General features: G+C 44.3%; 15 protein-coding genes. 10 read left to right on the top strand and 5 right to left on the bottom strand.

Features of this window, described 5'->3' with window-relative positions; genetic code table 11:
• Nucleotides 1-21 precede the first annotated feature (21 nt).
• The 5 genes from DW251_RS06615 (at nt 22) to DW251_RS06635 (ending at nt 6,837) form a co-directional block, all read left to right on the top strand.
• Nucleotides 22-1,461 carry a helix-turn-helix domain-containing protein gene (locus DW251_RS06615; RefSeq protein ID WP_118300526.1) on the top strand — a complete coding sequence of 480 codons (1,440 nt, stop codon included), beginning with the start codon at nt 22-24 and terminating at the stop codon, nt 1,459-1,461.
• A complete protein-coding gene (locus DW251_RS06620) occupies nt 1,458-3,248 on the top strand; it encodes a histidine kinase (protein ID WP_021871317.1) in 1,791 nt (596 codons plus the stop codon). The genes DW251_RS06615 and DW251_RS06620 overlap by 4 nt, the downstream gene beginning before the upstream one ends.
• 157 nt (nt 3,249-3,405) lie before the next feature.
• Complete coding sequence (locus tag DW251_RS06625; RefSeq protein ID WP_243034894.1) at nt 3,406-4,344, top strand: extracellular solute-binding protein; 939 nt, start codon at nt 3,406-3,408, stop codon at nt 4,342-4,344.
• Nucleotides 4,341-6,089: a sensor histidine kinase gene (locus DW251_RS06630; protein WP_118300527.1), complete on the top strand. Its 1,749-nt coding sequence runs from the start codon at nt 4,341-4,343 to the stop codon at nt 6,087-6,089. Before DW251_RS06625 ends, DW251_RS06630 begins: the two co-directional genes overlap by 4 nt.
• Nucleotides 6,061-6,837, top strand: coding sequence for a response regulator (locus DW251_RS06635; RefSeq protein WP_021871314.1), 777 nt, complete (start codon nt 6,061-6,063; stop codon nt 6,835-6,837). Before DW251_RS06630 ends, DW251_RS06635 begins: the two co-directional genes overlap by 29 nt.
• A gap of 8 nt (nt 6,838-6,845) precedes the next feature.
• Here the strand turns inward: DW251_RS06635 and DW251_RS06640 are convergent, their stop codons facing one another.
• Genes DW251_RS06640 through DW251_RS06655 form a run of 4 tightly spaced genes read right to left on the bottom strand, consistent with a single transcriptional unit; the run spans nt 6,846 to nt 9,672 of the window.
• Nucleotides 6,846-7,217: a helix-turn-helix transcriptional regulator gene (locus DW251_RS06640; RefSeq protein WP_021871313.1), complete on the bottom strand. Its 372-nt coding sequence runs from the start codon at nt 7,215-7,217 to the stop codon at nt 6,846-6,848.
• A gap of 10 nt (nt 7,218-7,227) precedes the next feature.
• Complete coding sequence (gene scpB / locus DW251_RS06645) at nt 7,228-7,911, bottom strand: SMC-Scp complex subunit ScpB (protein ID WP_021871312.1); 684 nt, start codon at nt 7,909-7,911, stop codon at nt 7,228-7,230.
• A 53-nt stretch (nt 7,912-7,964) separates the two neighbouring features.
• The gene (locus tag DW251_RS06650) at nt 7,965-8,762 is read right to left on the bottom strand and encodes a segregation/condensation protein A (protein ID WP_118300528.1); all 798 of its coding nucleotides are present in this window, start codon (nt 8,760-8,762) and stop codon (nt 7,965-7,967) included.
• Between the two features lies 1 nt (nt 8,763).
• Nucleotides 8,764-9,672: a metallophosphoesterase gene (locus DW251_RS06655; RefSeq protein ID WP_021871310.1), complete on the bottom strand. Its 909-nt coding sequence runs from the start codon at nt 9,670-9,672 to the stop codon at nt 8,764-8,766.
• 270 nt (nt 9,673-9,942) lie between these two features.
• Between DW251_RS06655 and nrdD the strand changes: the two genes are divergently transcribed.
• The gene (nrdD, locus tag DW251_RS06660; RefSeq protein WP_021871309.1) at nt 9,943-12,075 is read left to right on the top strand and encodes an anaerobic ribonucleoside-triphosphate reductase; all 2,133 of its coding nucleotides are present in this window, start codon (nt 9,943-9,945) and stop codon (nt 12,073-12,075) included.
• A 226-nt stretch (nt 12,076-12,301) separates the two neighbouring features.
• On the opposite strand, the gene DW251_RS06665 is transcribed toward nrdD, so the two are convergent.
• Nucleotides 12,302-12,664, bottom strand: a complete 363-nt coding sequence (locus DW251_RS06665; protein ID WP_021871308.1) for a helix-turn-helix transcriptional regulator — start codon at nt 12,662-12,664, stop codon at nt 12,302-12,304.
• A gap of 201 nt (nt 12,665-12,865) precedes the next feature.
• Here DW251_RS06665 and mscL point away from each other — a divergent pair, with 201 nt between their 5' ends.
• From mscL to DW251_RS06685, 4 genes are read left to right on the top strand one after another with little or no spacing between them, the layout of a single operon-like run.
• Nucleotides 12,866-13,318, top strand: a complete 453-nt coding sequence (mscL, locus tag DW251_RS06670) for a large conductance mechanosensitive channel protein MscL (protein WP_021871307.1) — start codon at nt 12,866-12,868, stop codon at nt 13,316-13,318.
• Between the two features lie 3 nt (nt 13,319-13,321).
• Nucleotides 13,322-13,813 carry an anaerobic ribonucleoside-triphosphate reductase activating protein gene (nrdG, locus tag DW251_RS06675; RefSeq protein ID WP_118300529.1) on the top strand — a complete coding sequence of 164 codons (492 nt, stop codon included), beginning with the start codon at nt 13,322-13,324 and terminating at the stop codon, nt 13,811-13,813.
• A 45-nt stretch (nt 13,814-13,858) separates the two neighbouring features.
• Nucleotides 13,859-14,380, top strand: a complete 522-nt coding sequence (locus DW251_RS06680; protein ID WP_021871305.1) for a dUTP diphosphatase — start codon at nt 13,859-13,861, stop codon at nt 14,378-14,380.
• Nucleotides 14,381-14,384: 4 nt separating this feature from the next.
• Nucleotides 14,385-15,386 (top strand): tetratricopeptide repeat protein, encoded by a 1,002-nt coding sequence (locus tag DW251_RS06685; RefSeq protein WP_182433588.1) that lies wholly within the window; start codon nt 14,385-14,387, stop codon nt 15,384-15,386.
• The last annotated feature ends 2 nt before the right edge of the window (nt 15,387-15,388 follow it).

The raw sequence follows: 15,388 nt of genomic DNA on the forward strand, positions 1-15,388 counted from the left end.
GACAGGATAAAGGGAGAAAATATGGCCTATAAAGCAGTTTTGATCGACGATAATAAAAATACGGTTCTTTCCCTTGAATATTCCCTTGAATGGGAAAATTTGGGGATCGAACTTGCGGGAACTGCTTATGATGGAAGAAGCGGTAAAGAGCTGATCGAGAAAACGGATCCGGATATTATCATCAGTGATATTAATATGCCATATCTGGATGGATTTACCATGGTGGAGGAGTCCGGTAAGGCAGAAGACAGGATCATAATTGTGATCACGGGATATGATAAATTCCAGTATGCATCCCGCGCCATTAAACTGGCTGTATTTGATTATATTTTAAAACCCATTGATGATGAGGAATTAAATGACAGTTTGAAGCGGGCTGTGCGTAAGCTGGATAAAAAGCACAGCCTGGAAAACCAGAAGATCAATACAGTAAAGGCAATGATGACAGTAGCCATCACAAACCACCGGGATGATACGGTGGGCAATATCACAGAAAGTGAAAAGGAACCAGTAAAAAGGGGCTTGGTGATGATCGGCGCTCTGAAAGGAGAGCCATCCAAGGCCCTTTTGGAGCGTGTTGAAACACTGACTTTATTATCTTCCGGAAATGCTTATTCCATTGTAACAGAAGAACGGATCATCCTGTTAGTCACGGAAAAAAGGGAAAACAGTGGCTGGCAGGCAGAAATAGAAAAATTAAAAGAGAAGTTAACCACGTTGGAGGAACTGTCTGCCCTTGGTATCAGCAGTGAGAAAGAGGAGACAGCTTCCTTCTATTCGTTATATTTAGAGGCATATGAGGATCTTCTGAAGAAAAGTAAAAAAGAAAATCATATGCAGGTCTCTGATCTGCAGGAAAATGCCCTCCGCCTTGCAGACAGTATAAAAGGAATGGAAGATTATGAACGGATCATCGAAGAATTCCTTATGTGTACCTCAGGAAGCTATGTTGCCATACAGATCATGGCTCTTTTCTTTTGCGGCCGTATTATGGAGGAACACAAGACCTGGAGAGGGGAATTGGATCATCTGTCCTTTGAGGTGGCAGGTATTACTTCACAGAAAATGTTTGCCAGCTGGTTAAAGACGTTTCTGGCAAAGATTGACGAGATCCGGGAAAAAAGCAGCGGAAAGTCAGAACTGGTACTGCTGGCAGTAAGATATATAAAAAATCACTGTCTGGAAAGCCTGAGGCTGGAAACTGTGGCGGAAGAACTGGCAGTCAGCCCCAATTATCTTTCTACGATCATAAAGAAAGAAACGGGGATCACATTCCAGCAGCATATGATCCAGGAAAAGTTAAATATAGCAAGAAAACTTTTAGATGATACCAGAATGACCATTGATGAAATATCCATAGCAGTGGGATATGAAAACTATATCAGTTTTTATAATGCTTTCCGCAAAAATGTGCATATGACACCCAGTGAATACAGAATGAAAAAAGGAAATTGTCAATGAACCAGTTAAAAAGATATGAAGACCTGCCGTTTCAGAAAAAACTGTTTTTTGTATTTGGGTTCAGTTTGGTATTTTGTATTGTAGTAGCTGTGTTTGTGCTTACGGATTACTGTACCAGGATCCTGGTGCGCAATAATATTGATAATCTTACCGTGATCAGCCAGCAGGCCGGGATCGATTTTAACCGGCGGGTGTCTGATACAGAAAAACAGCTGTTTAATAATATTACCATGTTTCAGATCCCGGACAGTATAGCAGCCTGTGATGCAGATAAAAGTGATTATAAAAAGAGAGAACTGAAATACCGTTTAAACCAGATCGTTGCGGAAAATACATATTTTGATTATGCCTGTCTGGTTACAGATGGTGGCTATACCTGTGATACCATTGAGAAGATAGGAAAAAACAAAGGCGAGATACGTACATTTTCCCAGGATGCTTTGGAGAATTATAAAAAAAATACCATGAAAAACGGGTATGTATGGATCTCAGATGAAGATAACCGTATTTATCTGATGCACAGTGTCAGGCAGAGAAGTACATTAAAACATGAAGGATATCTGATCGTGCGGATCAAGGACCGGGCTTTTAAACTGGCAGAAGTCTTAAGTCAGGGGATCGGACTTGTATTTTACGACAGGGACCAAAACTGCGTCCATGTGGAGACAAACAGTGAAGAACTGGCAGACAAGATCCGGGAAGATGGGCTGGAAAACGGGTATCAGAAGATAGCCGGACAATCCTATTATATTGTAGAAAACAGTATAAAAAACAGTGAATGGAGTGTGATCGGTATTACGCCCATCAGCAGCATTTATCATATGCGCCTGAAAGTACAGATCGTTGCGGCAGTTCTTACAGTAGTCACTTTAATTTGTGGCTGTATATTAATGCAGTATCTTACCAGAAAAGTAAGCCGACAGATCAATGCCCTTTCAGATACCATCCAGAATGCGGCAAAAGGTGAGATCGGCATCCAGGCACCGGTCTATATGAATGATGACATTGGAAAAATAGCCAGACGTTTTAATGAAATGTCCCTGCAGAATAAGAAGCTGATCGAAGAGCTGGTGCAGGCAGAGGCACAGAAAAACAGCGCAAAAATGGAGGCAGTGGATTACAAGTACCGTTTCCTCCATACACAGATTAATCCCCATTTTATCTATAACAGTCTGGAGACTATCAATGCCATTGCAAAGGTGAACCATACACCGGAAGTCAGCCGCATTGTACAGCTCATTGGAAAATATTTCCGCAATATCACAAAATATTCAGATCATCAGTTTATTGCCCTGGAAAAAGAATTTGAACTGCTGCAGTGTTTTATTGATATTTATAAAAATATCAGAGGCAGCAATATTGAGATCCGTCTGGACTATCCCCAGGAACTGAAAAGTGTGGAGATACCAACTATGCTGCTGCAGCCAATCGTGGAAAACAGCTTCGTCCACGGTATGCGGGGAATGGACGAATTGTTTATTGTCTGCCTGTCTGCAAAGGGGATCAGGGATGAACAGGGAAAACTTTCAGAAATGATCCTGTCAGTGGAAGATAATGGGATCGGAATGGATGAAGAGGCAGTAGAAAGGCTGACAAAAGGAAAACGGACAGAGCCGGATGAAAAGGACCGGAAGAAAGTATTTCGCAATATCGGAGTTCCAAATATCATAGAACGTCTGAAAATGCTTTATGGAGACCGGGCGAAACTTACCGTTACAAGCGGAGAAAATGGAACGACCATCCAGATCCGGCTGCCGGCAGACGGTGAGAAGAAAGAGATCATTTGAATAGGATGAAAGAGGGGGATAGGGAATGTTTAAAAAAGGTCACAAAAATAAAAGAATACATTTATTACGTCTGGCAGTGATGGCAGCTTCCCTATCCGTTTGCCTTTTTGGATGCAGTGGGTTACATGCTGTGAAAAACCGGGGAAGAAGCGCTGAAATGGATACAGACAGCCTGGTTGTATACAGCCCTCATCCTTTGGATTTTATTAACCCGATCGTATCTGAATTTGAGTCCCAGACAGGAATTCCTGTACAGGTGCGTACCGGGGGAACCGGAGAACTTTTAAAGTGGGCGAAAGAAGGGGACGAGCCGGTATGTGATGTGTTCTGGGGCGGTTCTCTATATACAGCGGGAGCAGGAAAAGACATATTTGAGCCTTATATCAGTGAAAATGAAGAATATGTCCGGGAGGAATTTAAAAACAAAGAGGGAAATATGACCCGTTTTACAGACATCCCCAGTGTGCTTATGGTCAATACCAATCTTCTTGGAGGTATGAAGATCCAGGGATATGAAGACCTGTTAGATGAACGGTTAAAGGGAAAGATCGCCATGTGCGACCCGTCCACTTCTTCATCTGCCAGTGAGCATCTGATCAACATGCTTTATGCTATGGGAGATGGTGATCCGGAAAAAGGCTGGGATTATGTAAGAAAGTTTTGTGAAAATCTGGATGGTGTGCTTTTAAAAAGTTCCTCAGAAGTTTACCAGGGAGTGGCAGAGGGACGATACGCAGCAGGTCTTACCTTTGAAGAAGGCGGTGCCGGTTATGTGTCAAAGGGCGCGCCTGTAAAGCTGGTTTACATGAAAGAGGGAGTTATTTCTACTCCGGATGTGGTATGTATCGTAAAAGGAAGCAAACATAAAAAAGAGGCAGAAGAATATGTGGATTTTGTTACAGGAAAAGCTGCCCAGACTGTGATCGCAGACAGCCTGGACCGCCGCTCTGTGCGAAAGGATGTAGAAGCAGCTGCCTATCTTCCGGATAAAGAGGAGATTCATATGATCACAGCGGATGAAGCACTGGTCAATGAAAAGAAGGAGCAGTGGCAGAACAGGTTTGTAGATATTTTCAGGGAGGTGTCCGGGAAATGAAACGGGAACGTTATTTTCGGGATGAATTATGGCGGATGTTTGCCATTTATGCCATCCTTCCAGCAGTGCTGTTTACATTTTTCTGCGGGATTCTTTTTATGGCAGTTCTGCTTCATGGGAGAGAACGGGCCAACCGGGACTATCTGGCTTATGTGACTGGACGGGTAAAACAGACAGTGGAAAGCTGTGAACAGGGGATTGAAACGCTGGCAGAACTTCCTCAGGCAGTATCGGGCCCAGGTTATGTACTGGAGCGAAACCGCATTTTCCAGATCTTTTATGGGATCTCTGAACAGGCGGGATATGAACCGGAACTGTATTTAGTAGACCAGAGAGGAAGGCTGCTTTTATCGAATAAAGAGAAACTGCCCTCTTATCTTAACAAGAGACAGGAAGTAGAGTGGGGAATTTATGCAGCTATGGATGCCAGACCGGGACAAACGGCCTTCCGGCTGATGAATGGCTGGGACAGCGGGGCAAGTACAGCTGTTTTCGGGCGCTGGGTAGGTTCAGAAGATGGAAACGGACGTTATATCATTCTTGCAGTTCCGGGAAGCGGGCTTTTAAGGACCCTTGCCCGGTCAGGAGAACAGGTGGCAGTGACAGACCGCTATGGCTGGGCGTATTTTTGCAATAATGGCCTGTTCCTTACAGACAGCAATCAGGTACGGCCGGCAGTAAAAGAAGCAGGAGCTTACATGCGCTTGGACCAGAAGACTTATTTTACATCACAAAATAACCTGGAAAACGGCCGTTTTCATATTTATGTTATGTCCGATGTGCAAAATGTGCTTACATCTTTGGTCTTTGCTGGTATACTGGTAGCAGTGGCCTTGCTTTTGATGACTGCCTGGGTACTGTTCCAGTCCAAACAGGTGACAGAGCGAAAGACGGAAGATCTGTATAAACTGTTAGATGGAATGGAACTTGCCAGACAGGGAAATCTGGAACGGACAGGAGCTATTGACCGTGACAATGAATTTAAGATGATCGCGGAAGCCTACAATGAGACCATTACCAGCCTGAAAGAGCAGATGGAGAACAACCAGAAAATGACAGAACTTCTGGCTCTGGCCCAGACAAAGCAGCTGGAATCCCAGTTTAATCCCCATTTTCTCTATAATACACTGGAAAATATCCGGTATATGTGTAAACTGGAACCTGCAACTGCAGAACGCATGGTATTTTCATTATCCAAGCTTTTGCGTTACAGCCTGGATGGCAGCAGGGAGCAGGTTACTTTGGAAGAGGACCTGGGACATTTAAATAATTATCTGTCCATTCTGGAAATGCGTTTTGGAAGCAGGTTTGAATATAAGATCGATATTGCGCCGGAGTGTATGCAATGTCTGATCCCAAAGCTGGTGTTGCAGCCTATGATCGAAAATTCTGTAAAATATGGCTTTGGCAATCAGTTAAATCTTCATGTAGAGTTAAAGGCATACATCCATGAGGAAAAACTGATGATGATCTGCCGGGATGACGGAGTGGGAATGAGTGCTGCTATGGTTGAAAAACTGTGTGCTCTTATGAACCAGAAAGAAGCGCCGGGAAGACATTCCGGACTTTATAATATACACCGCAGGATCCAGCTTCTCTATGGATATCCTTATGGTGTGGAAATACGCAGCCTGGAAGGCCATGGAACCACTTTGGTAGTCACACTTCCGGCAGTAGCAGAAAAAAATGTGCATTCAGTACAGGGGGATAATAACGATGCTTCGGGTAATGATAGTGGAAGATGAGGACATGATACGAAAGGGTCTTGTATTTACCATAGACTGGCTTTCCATGGACTGTGTGGTAGTGGCAGAGGCTTCCAATGGACAGGAAGGCTATGAACGGATCCTGGAGTACAAGCCGGATGTGGTGATCGCTGATATCTGTATGCCTTTTATGGATGGTATTGAAATGATACAGAAGGCATCAGAAAAAGTAAAGTTTAAAAGCATCCTTCTTACCAGCTATGCAGAGTTTGACTATGCCAGAAGGGCTATTGAGGCAAGAGTCTGCGAGTATCTGTTAAAGCCGGTAGATGAAGAAAAGCTGGCCCAGATCATGAAAAAACTGGGAGAAGAGATCACCAGCGTGCGTCAGGTAGAATATGCCATGGAACAGGCAGAGTTAGAAGGCGGCAACCTGAACCTGGAATATTATATGAAACTGGACCGTTCAGAAAATGGTTATGTTTCAAAGCTGTTGGAAGCCATCCGGACGCGGTATGGAGAGAAGCTGAGTATTGAGTCCATTTCCGAAGAAATGGGAGTCAGCGCCAGCTATTTAAGCCGTAAGTTTAAAGAGATCACAGGACAGACCTTCCTTGATTTCCTGAACAAATACCGGGTACAGCAGGCGATCACCCTGTTAAACACCAAAGAATACCGGATCAGTGAGATCTCAGAAGCAGTGGGATTTTCCGATTATAAACATTTCTGCTCTGTATTTAAGAAATATACCTTAAAATCACCTACAAAATTTGTAAAGGGAGGCTGACGTATTCATCAGTCTCCCTGTTTCTTATCTTTGTCTTTATTTTTCTTTTTGCTCTTCTTTTTATTCTTTTTATCGCTTTTTTCCGTTTTGTCACTTTTATCCGGCTTTTCACTTTTGGTGACTTTTTTAGAAGGAACCGGGCTGGTCTGATCCGGCTCTGGGTCAGGCAAATGTTCTCCGCCATCGGGTATGTAGGTAACAATATCTTCAATGCGGCAGGAGAGCAGCCGGCACAGGGTATCTAAAGTCTGGGTGGAAACGGTCTGGTTATTTTTCAGACGTCCGATCTGTCCGGCACTGAATTTCTCACGTTTGATCAGATGATACTGGGTAATGCCCCGCTTTTTCATTGTTTCCCATAAACGTTGGTAAGTGATCATGGTAAGCCTCCTATTCTTTTTCCTGCTCCTGTTCCTTTGTTACAGCAGCTTCCAACAGTTCCTGCGCCTCTTCGGTTGCATTGGAACTTCCAAGTTCTTCTAATTTAAACTTAAGTTCTTCTTCCACTGCTGTCCGGATCTCGTCTTCCTGTTCCGGATCCATATTTGGAAGATCGCTTAAGGTACCAATGCCGAAGCGGCGCATAAATTCTTCCGTAGTGGCGAAGAGCGCCGGACGTCCCGGTGCATCCAAACGGCCTGCCTCATAAACCAGGTTGTATTCCACCAGACGGTTGACTGCGTGGTCCGATTTGACGCCGCGGATCTTCTCAATCTCCAGCTTGGTCACAGGCTGACGGTAGGCAATGATGGAAAGTGTCTCTAAAACAATATCAGAAAGCACCTGCTTTTTAGGGGCAGAGGCAATACGGATCAGGTTGGAGTAGTATTTTGACTGGGTACACATCTGGTAGCTGTCTTCTAACTGTAAGATTTCCATGCCATGTTTGCCGGTCTGATAGCGTTTCATCAGCCGTTCCACCGCTGCTTTTGCTGTTTCTTTATCCTGTCCGATGGCAGTAGCCAGCTGTTTTAATTCTACGGCGCTGCCCATGGTAAACAGGACGGCTTCAATAACGGCTTCCTGGTCTTTTTCGTTGGTTACAGGTGTATTGTCTATGGTTAATTCTTCCAATTTATGTCCTCCTGGGGCAGATATCTGTTGTGTGGCAGCCGGGGATTGCGGCGCTACACAAGGTCGCTTACCTGCTCTAAGTTTAAGTCTTCTTCCTGACCTTCCGGTTCTATGGTCTCAATGTCCATTTCCCCGAAAGTTTCTTCCTGGGTTAAATGGATCTTTCCAATTTTCATTAATTCAAGGACCGCTAAAAATGTAACGACTACTTCCAGTTTATCCGTCTGTTTCTCAAGAAGCTGGCGGAAACTGAAACGGCGGGCTTTTCTTGCATAATCCATAACAGAGGTGATCTTCTGTTCCAGACTGACCGGTTCCCGGTGAATGGTGCCGAATTTGCTTCGGATGGGGTCTACTTTGTATTCTTTGCGCTTCATTGCCTGCTCAAAAATACGCTGTAATTTTGCAAGGGTAAGACCATCAAGCAGTTCATCTAAATCTGTAGGCGGCCGGTATTTAGCTACTTCCGGCGGAAGAGAAGATGCCTTGTAAAAATGACCGGCAGCGTTTTCCTCACGGTCTGCCAGTTCTTCTGCCAGTATCTTATAGCGTTTATATTCTAACAGGCGGGCTACCAGCTCTGCACGGGGATCCACTTCTTCTCCTTCTTCATCCACCTCTTTTGGAAGGAGCATTTTTGCTTTAATATCTAACAGTGTGGCTGCCATAACAAGGAATTCGCTGACGAGGTTTAAGTCTTCCCGTTCCATGTTACGCACATATTCCAGATACTGGGCGGTGATCTCTACAATGGGAATATCGTAGATATCCACTTTGTTTTTCTCAATCAAATGAAGGAGCAGGTCCAGAGGACCTTCAAAATGCTCCAGTTTATAGGTAATGGTTTCCATTTTATAATATCCTTTTCAGGGTGGGCTTTGCACAGCTTCCCTCTTTTGGGTGACAGATGCGGATCACTAAAAGCTGTGGCCGGTTGTTTAAACGTATGTTGATGGAATGGGTTCCAAGACCGCGGCTTACTGCCATGTAATGCCCCTGTTTTTCAAAGATCCCGGCGCACCAGGGAAGGAAAAACTGATATTGAGGGGTCATAACACCGCCAAGTCCGGGAAGCCGTATGGTCCCTCCGTGAAAATGGCCTGACAGGGTAAGATCAGCGCCCCATTTTGCACAGGCATCGAAATATAAAGGAGAGTGGGCTAACAGGATCTGAAAATGATCCGGGTCCGCTTTTCCAGCTTTTTTTTCTATGTAATCAGAAGGCATGGAAGGAAGAGGATGGAACAATGCTTTTCCATAAAATGGATGATCCAGATCCAGTCCTGTTATTTCTATCTCATGGTCAAATAAGGCAGACTGGTCTTTCAGGCAGATAGCCCCTGCTTTTTTTAATTCCTTCCGGTATTGGCTTCCGGATACACCATAAGTTTCCGGCTCCCAGTCGATCCGGTTTTCATGGTTTCCTTCCCCGCAGTAAACAGGATAGCGGGTGGCAAGTTCTTTTATAAGGGAAAGGGCATGCCTGGTCTTTGCATGTTTTCCTTTTGTGACAATAAGATCGCCGCCGTTTAAGATAGCATCCGGCCGTATTTTATCAATAGCCCGGATCAGTTTTTCATTGTCCGGTCCAAAGGTGTTTTCATGGAGATCGGACAGAAAAATAAAGGTACGGTCTTTGGATACTTTGTCACTATAAAGGTTCATTTCCTCCACAGACAGAGCCTTCTTTTCATATTCTGATCTGCCAAGGCATATGGCAGCAACTGCACAGGCGGTAGCAGTCAGATAGGTGATCAGCATGTTGTCTCCTTACTCGTTTTTTGTTTTGCTCAGTAAACTCACAAACCCCGCGCTATCGCGCTCCACTGTCTGCTATCGCAGACGGTTTGCTCCTTACATTATATCTTTTATAGTTATTATTTTCAAGAAAATAGTGAAAACGTGGGTCTTGACGGACGGAAACAGGCATGATACGATAACATACGCGAGAAAAGATATATAGTATATAAAAGATAAATGAAACACAATATATAGTATACAAGCAAAAAAACAGACAGGAAAGGTGAAAGAATGGACTGCAGTAAGATAAAGGTTGTAAAAAAAGACGGTACCAGGGAAGATTTTAATGTGCAGAAGGTGCTTTCTGCTATCAGCAAGTCAGCAGAGAGAGCCATGATCACATTTTCAAGGGCAGAGCGGAATTTTATCTGTGAATTTGTGGAAGAAAAGGCAGAGGAGATGGACCAGGAACTGATCCCCATCGCTCAGATGCACAACATTGTAGAAGGAGCGCTGGAAAAGGTCAATCCGCTGGTTGCAAAAAGTTACCGGGACTACCGCAATTATAAGCAGGATTTTGTGCGGATGCTGGATGATGTATACAAGAAAAGCCAGTCCATTATGTACATTGGAGATAAGGAAAACAGCAATACAGACAGTGCTCTGGTTTCCACCAAGCGCAGTCTGATCTTTAATGAGCTGAATAAATCCCTTTATCAGAAGTTTTTTATGACAGTAGAAGAACTGCAGGCGTGCAGGGAAGGTTATATCTACATTCACGATATGTCTGCCAGAAGAGATACTATGAACTGCTGTCTCTTTGATGTAAAATCTGTGCTTACCGGCGGTTTTGAAATGGGAAATCTGTGGTACAATGAGCCGAAAACACTGGATGTAGCCTTTGACGTGATCGGTGATATTGTTTTAAGTGCAGCCAGCCAGCAGTATGGCGGTTTTACAGTGCCAAGTGTGGAGAATATCCTGGCGCCTTATGCAGAAAAGTCTTATGCAAAATATCTTGAAAAGTACAGAAAATTGGGATTGCCGGAAGAAAAAGTAGAAGAAGTTGCCTGGGCAGATGTACAGAGAGATATGGAACAGGGATTTCAGGGATGGGAATACAAGTTTAACTCCGTTTCTTCCAGCCGCGGTGACTATCCGTTTATCACAATGACTGCAGGTACAGGAACCAGCCGCTTTGCAAAAATGGCGACCATGACCATGTTAAAAGTGCGAAAAGGCGGACAGGGAAAAGCAGGCCACAAAAAGCCGGTACTGTTCCCGAAAGTGGTATTTCTCTATGATGAAAAGCTTCACGGACCAGGCGGTGAGTTAGAGGATGTATTTGAGGCAGGTATTGACTGCTCCAGCAAGACCATGTATCCGGACTGGCTTTCCCTTACAGGAGAAGGCTATATTGCCAGCATGTACAAAAAATACGGAAAGATCATCTCTCCAATGGGCTGTCGTGCGTTCCTGTCACCGTGGTATGAAAGAGGGGGCATGCATCCGGCAGATGACAAAGACGAGCCCGTATTTGAAGGACGTTTTAATATCGGTGTAGTCAGCCTTCATCTTCCTATGATTCTGGCAAAGGCAAGACAGGAAAACCGTGATTTTTATGAGGTTTTAGATTACTATCTGGAACTGATCAGAAGGATCCATATCCGTACCTATGCATACTTAGGTGAGATGAAAGCTTCTACCAATCCGCTGGCATACTGTGAAGGCGGATTTTACGGCGGCCATTTAGGTCTTCACGACAAAATAAAACCATTATTAAAAACTGCTACTGCTTCCTTTGGTATTACAGCGTTTAATGAGCTGCAGCAGCTGTATAATAAGAAGTCTTTAGTAGAAGACGGTCAGTTTGCACTGGAAGTATTGGAGCATATCAATAAAAAGATCGATGAGTTTAAAGAAGAAGACGGCAATCTCTATGCCATCTATGCAACACCGGCAGAGAACCTTTGCGGCCTGCAGGTAAAGCAGTTCCGTAAAAAATACGGCATTATTGAAAATGTATCTGACAGAGAGTATGTAAGCAACGGCTTCCACTGCCACGTAACCGAAGATATCACCCCGATTGAAAAACAGGATCTGGAATACCGTTTCTGGGAGTTAAGCAACGGCGGCAAGATCCAGTATGTAAAATACCCCATCAGCTACAATAAAGAAGCCATCCGCACCCTGGTGCGCAGAGCCATGAGAATGGGATTTTACGAAGGCGTAAACCTGTCACTGGCTTACTGTGATGACTGCGGCCACGAAGAACTGGAAATGGATGTCTGCCCGGCCTGCGGCAGCAAAAACCTGACGAAGATCGACAGAATGAACGGATATTTAAGTTATTCAAGGGTCAAAGGCGATACAAGACTAAACGAATCCAAAATGGCCGAGATCGCAGAGAGAGTAAGCATGTGATGAACGCAGAAGAAAAACAAGCGCCGCCGAAAAGGCGGCATTTGTTTTTCTTGCGTCATCAACGAGCAAACTGCCTGCGATAGCAGGCGGTGGAGCGCGGTAGCGCGTGTTTGCGAGTCTAACGAACGATCCGTTTGCGATAGCAGACAGTAGAGCACGCTAGCGCGTGTTTGCGAGTGGACCGTACACGAACAAAAGTACACAAGAAAAAGACAGCCCGACAAAATCATCGGCTGTCTTTTTCTTTCTCTTTTTTATTCCTTTTCTTCCGATAAGACCCGTCAGCCAATCCTTCCAGATAAGATTCTGCCCGGATCTTATTAGACGGACCAAGCTGGTTATAAAGGTCAAGTACATATTTCTGTTGCTTGTTTAAGATCGTCTGGCTGCCGTCTGTACTGTAAAACTCTCCCATGGAGATACCGAATACCTGGCATATATGGCGGAGTGTAGGAATACTGGGCACAGTGGTGCGGCGGAAAAGATTTCCTATGCTGTTTGGGGAAATATCCATTTCCTTTGCAAGGCGGTAATGGCTCCAACCACGGTCATTACACAGCTCCTCTATGCGGTCCAGTTCAAAACTCATAGCTTCTCCTTCTGTCAAGTACGATTATATTAGTATTTTATCCCAGTAACACAAAAAACATTAGCTTGAAAAAGAGTGTATAAATTATGCATTAAATAGTGCATACAGAGCACATACAGGAAAATCAAGTGGAAAAATCCCCTGGATTATGATAGACTGATACCAACAGCATTACTGTAAATGAAAATGGAGGCGGGACAGATGAAAAAGTTTTTGGAAGAATTCAAAGCGTTTGCATTAAAGGGCAACATGATCGATCTGGCCGTAGGTATGATCATTGGCAGTGCATTTACATCAATCGTTAATTCCCTTGTAAATGATATTTTTATGCCGGTATTAAGTATTTTCACTGGAAAGATCGATTTTTCCAACATGTTTATTGCCTTAGACGGCAACAAATATCCAACACTGGCAGCAGCCAATGAAGTGACAGCTACCATTAATTATGGTTCTTTTATCACCCAGGCGATCAATTTCTTGCTGATGGCTTTTGTTGTATTTATGGTCATCAAGGCGATCAATAAACTGGAAAAAATTGGAAAGGCTTCGGAAGCACCAAAAGCGCCTACAGAGAAAGAATGCCCATATTGCAAGAGCATGATTCCTATTAAGGCAGTTCGGTGTCCACATTGTACCTCAGAACTGGAGAAGTAAGATATGCGTTACCATAACATAACGAAAGACGATATGCTCAATGGAGAAGGGCTGCGGACTGTGCTTTGGGTGGCAGGCTGCAGCCATCATTGTCCTCAGTGCCATAATCCTGTTACATGGGATATTAATGGCGGACTGGTTTTTGATGAGCAGGCAAAAGAAGAATTATTTGAAGAACTGAAAAAAGACTATGTTTCCGGTGTGACTTTCAGCGGCGGCGATCCCTTTCATCTGGAAAACAGGGAAGAGATCGGGGCACTTGCAAAAGAGATCCGGGAAAAATTTCCAGATAAGACCATCTGGCTGTATACCGGTTATGAATGGGAAGAGATCTGCCATCTGTCATTTCTTTCCAATATAGATGTGATCGTAGACGGGAAATTTAAGATCGAAGAAAAAGACAATAATCTTCACTGGAAAGGCAGTGCCAACCAGCGTGTGATCGATGTAAAAGCATCCCTTCGCGCAGGAGAGGTCCGTCTTTACCAGGAGTAATGAAAAGAAGAAAAGCAGCATAGAAAGACAGGAGTAAACACACACATGGAAAGAATTGCAAAATTTCATAAAGTAAGTTATGAACAGTTTGAAGGTGACTGGAAAGATACCTTCGGTCCCATTGAAACAGAAGAGATCAAAAGAATTTATGAAGGGATCCGTCTGCCTGCAAGGGCAACTGCAGGATCCGCAGGTTATGATTTTTATACACCGGTAGCTGTGACCATCCGTCCGGGTGAGATCGTTAAGATCCCTACAGGCATCCGTGCAGAGATGAATGAGGGCTGGGTACTTGCTGTATTCCCAAGAAGCAGCCTTGGATTTAAGTACCGTCTGCAGTTAAATAATACAGTTGGCATCATTGACAGTGACTATTTCTTCTCTGATAATGAGGGTCATATTTTTATCAAACTGACCAATGATACAAAGGAAGACAAGACCGTAGAACTGTCAGAAGGTGCAGGATTTGCCCAGGGAATTTTCTTCCCATTTGGAATTACAGAAGATGATGACTGCAGCGAACAGAGAAACGGCGGTTTTGGCAGTACAGACAGTAAAAGAGGTTAGTAATATGGGAAACAGACCTGTAAACAGAAGCAGGAGAAGCGCAGGGAGAGGAAGATATTCCAGTGGAAGGAGCAGATCCAGTACCCTTAGAAGGCGCAGAAGGAACAGGCGCCTGAAAAATGTTCTTATTGGACTTTGCTGTATCCTTTTAGTGGTCCTTCTGGTATTTGGCGTTGGAAAACTGGTGGAAAGATTTGCCGGTCCCGGAAAGACACAGCTGAGAAAAGAGGGAATTGAAAAATTAAATTCCGGTGACTTAGAAGGCGCTGTGGCTGATTTTGACCAGGCTCTTGAAAAGGCAGGAAACAAGTCAAATAAAGCCTCTGCATTTAATGCAGATGTGTTGTGGTACCGGGCAGAAGCGGAAATGTTTCTGGCAGACTATGAGGCAGCTTCCCACACCTATGACCTGGTAGCAGAGCAGGGCGGAGATAAGATCTCCAGCCTGTATATGAAGGCGGTCTGCGCAGGAAAGTTAGAGGACAAGGATCAGGCAGTTTCTTATTACAGAGAAGCACTGGGAATGGAAAAAGAAGGCGTCCGTTCACCGGGATATGAAGAGGCACTGATTGCTGCAGGTTCTGCCTGCGTAAAGGCACAGGACTCTGAAACAGCAAAAAGTCTTTATGAAGAGGCATTAAACAGTGGAAAAACGGGAGAAAAACTGGAAAGCAGGATTTATAATCAGCTGGGTCTATGCCAGATGGCTGAAGAGGATTATGAAACAGCTGCTGATACGTTTGACAAGGGATATAATGCCCTGATCACCGGATATAAAGCAGGAACCGGGGCAGAACTGGATCAGGCAGCTGCTGCGATCCCGAAAGAAGATACCCAGGGACTTACACTTTTAAAAGAACTGGCTTATAACAAGGCAGTCTGCCTGGAATACAGACAGCAGTACCGTCAGGCACAGGCAGAATTTGAGACTTATATCAAGGTATTTGGGGATGATGAAGACGCCCGGCATGAGATCGACTTTTTAAAGACCAGACAGGAGGAATAATA

This window comes from Clostridium sp. AM22-11AC (assembly GCF_003473545.1).
Classification (GTDB): Bacteria; Bacillota; Clostridia; order Lachnospirales; family Lachnospiraceae; genus Enterocloster.

Coding starts and splice junctions, on each gene's coding strand:
- DW251_RS06615 (WP_118300526.1), top strand. CDS start 22: ATGGCCTATAAAGCAGTTTTGATCGACGATAATAAAAATACGGTTCTT.
- DW251_RS06620 (WP_021871317.1), top strand. CDS start 1,458: ATGAACCAGTTAAAAAGATATGAAGACCTGCCGTTTCAGAAAAAACTG.
- DW251_RS06625 (WP_243034894.1), top strand. CDS start 3,406: ATGGATACAGACAGCCTGGTTGTATACAGCCCTCATCCTTTGGATTTT.
- DW251_RS06630 (WP_118300527.1), top strand. CDS start 4,341: ATGAAACGGGAACGTTATTTTCGGGATGAATTATGGCGGATGTTTGCC.
- DW251_RS06635 (WP_021871314.1), top strand. CDS start 6,061: ATGCTTCGGGTAATGATAGTGGAAGATGAGGACATGATACGAAAGGGT.
- DW251_RS06640 (WP_021871313.1), bottom strand. CDS start 7,217: ATGATCACTTACCAACGTTTATGGGAAACAATGAAAAAGCGGGGCATT.
- DW251_RS06650 (WP_118300528.1), bottom strand. CDS start 8,762: ATGGAAACCATTACCTATAAACTGGAGCATTTTGAAGGTCCTCTGGAC.
- DW251_RS06655 (WP_021871310.1), bottom strand. CDS start 9,672: ATGCTGATCACCTATCTGACTGCTACCGCCTGTGCAGTTGCTGCCATA.
- nrdD (WP_021871309.1), top strand. CDS start 9,943: ATGGACTGCAGTAAGATAAAGGTTGTAAAAAAAGACGGTACCAGGGAA.
- DW251_RS06665 (WP_021871308.1), bottom strand. CDS start 12,664: ATGAGTTTTGAACTGGACCGCATAGAGGAGCTGTGTAATGACCGTGGT.
- mscL (WP_021871307.1), top strand. CDS start 12,866: ATGAAAAAGTTTTTGGAAGAATTCAAAGCGTTTGCATTAAAGGGCAAC.
- nrdG (WP_118300529.1), top strand. CDS start 13,322: ATGCGTTACCATAACATAACGAAAGACGATATGCTCAATGGAGAAGGG.
- DW251_RS06680 (WP_021871305.1), top strand. CDS start 13,859: ATGGAAAGAATTGCAAAATTTCATAAAGTAAGTTATGAACAGTTTGAA.
- DW251_RS06685 (WP_182433588.1), top strand. CDS start 14,385: ATGGGAAACAGACCTGTAAACAGAAGCAGGAGAAGCGCAGGGAGAGGA.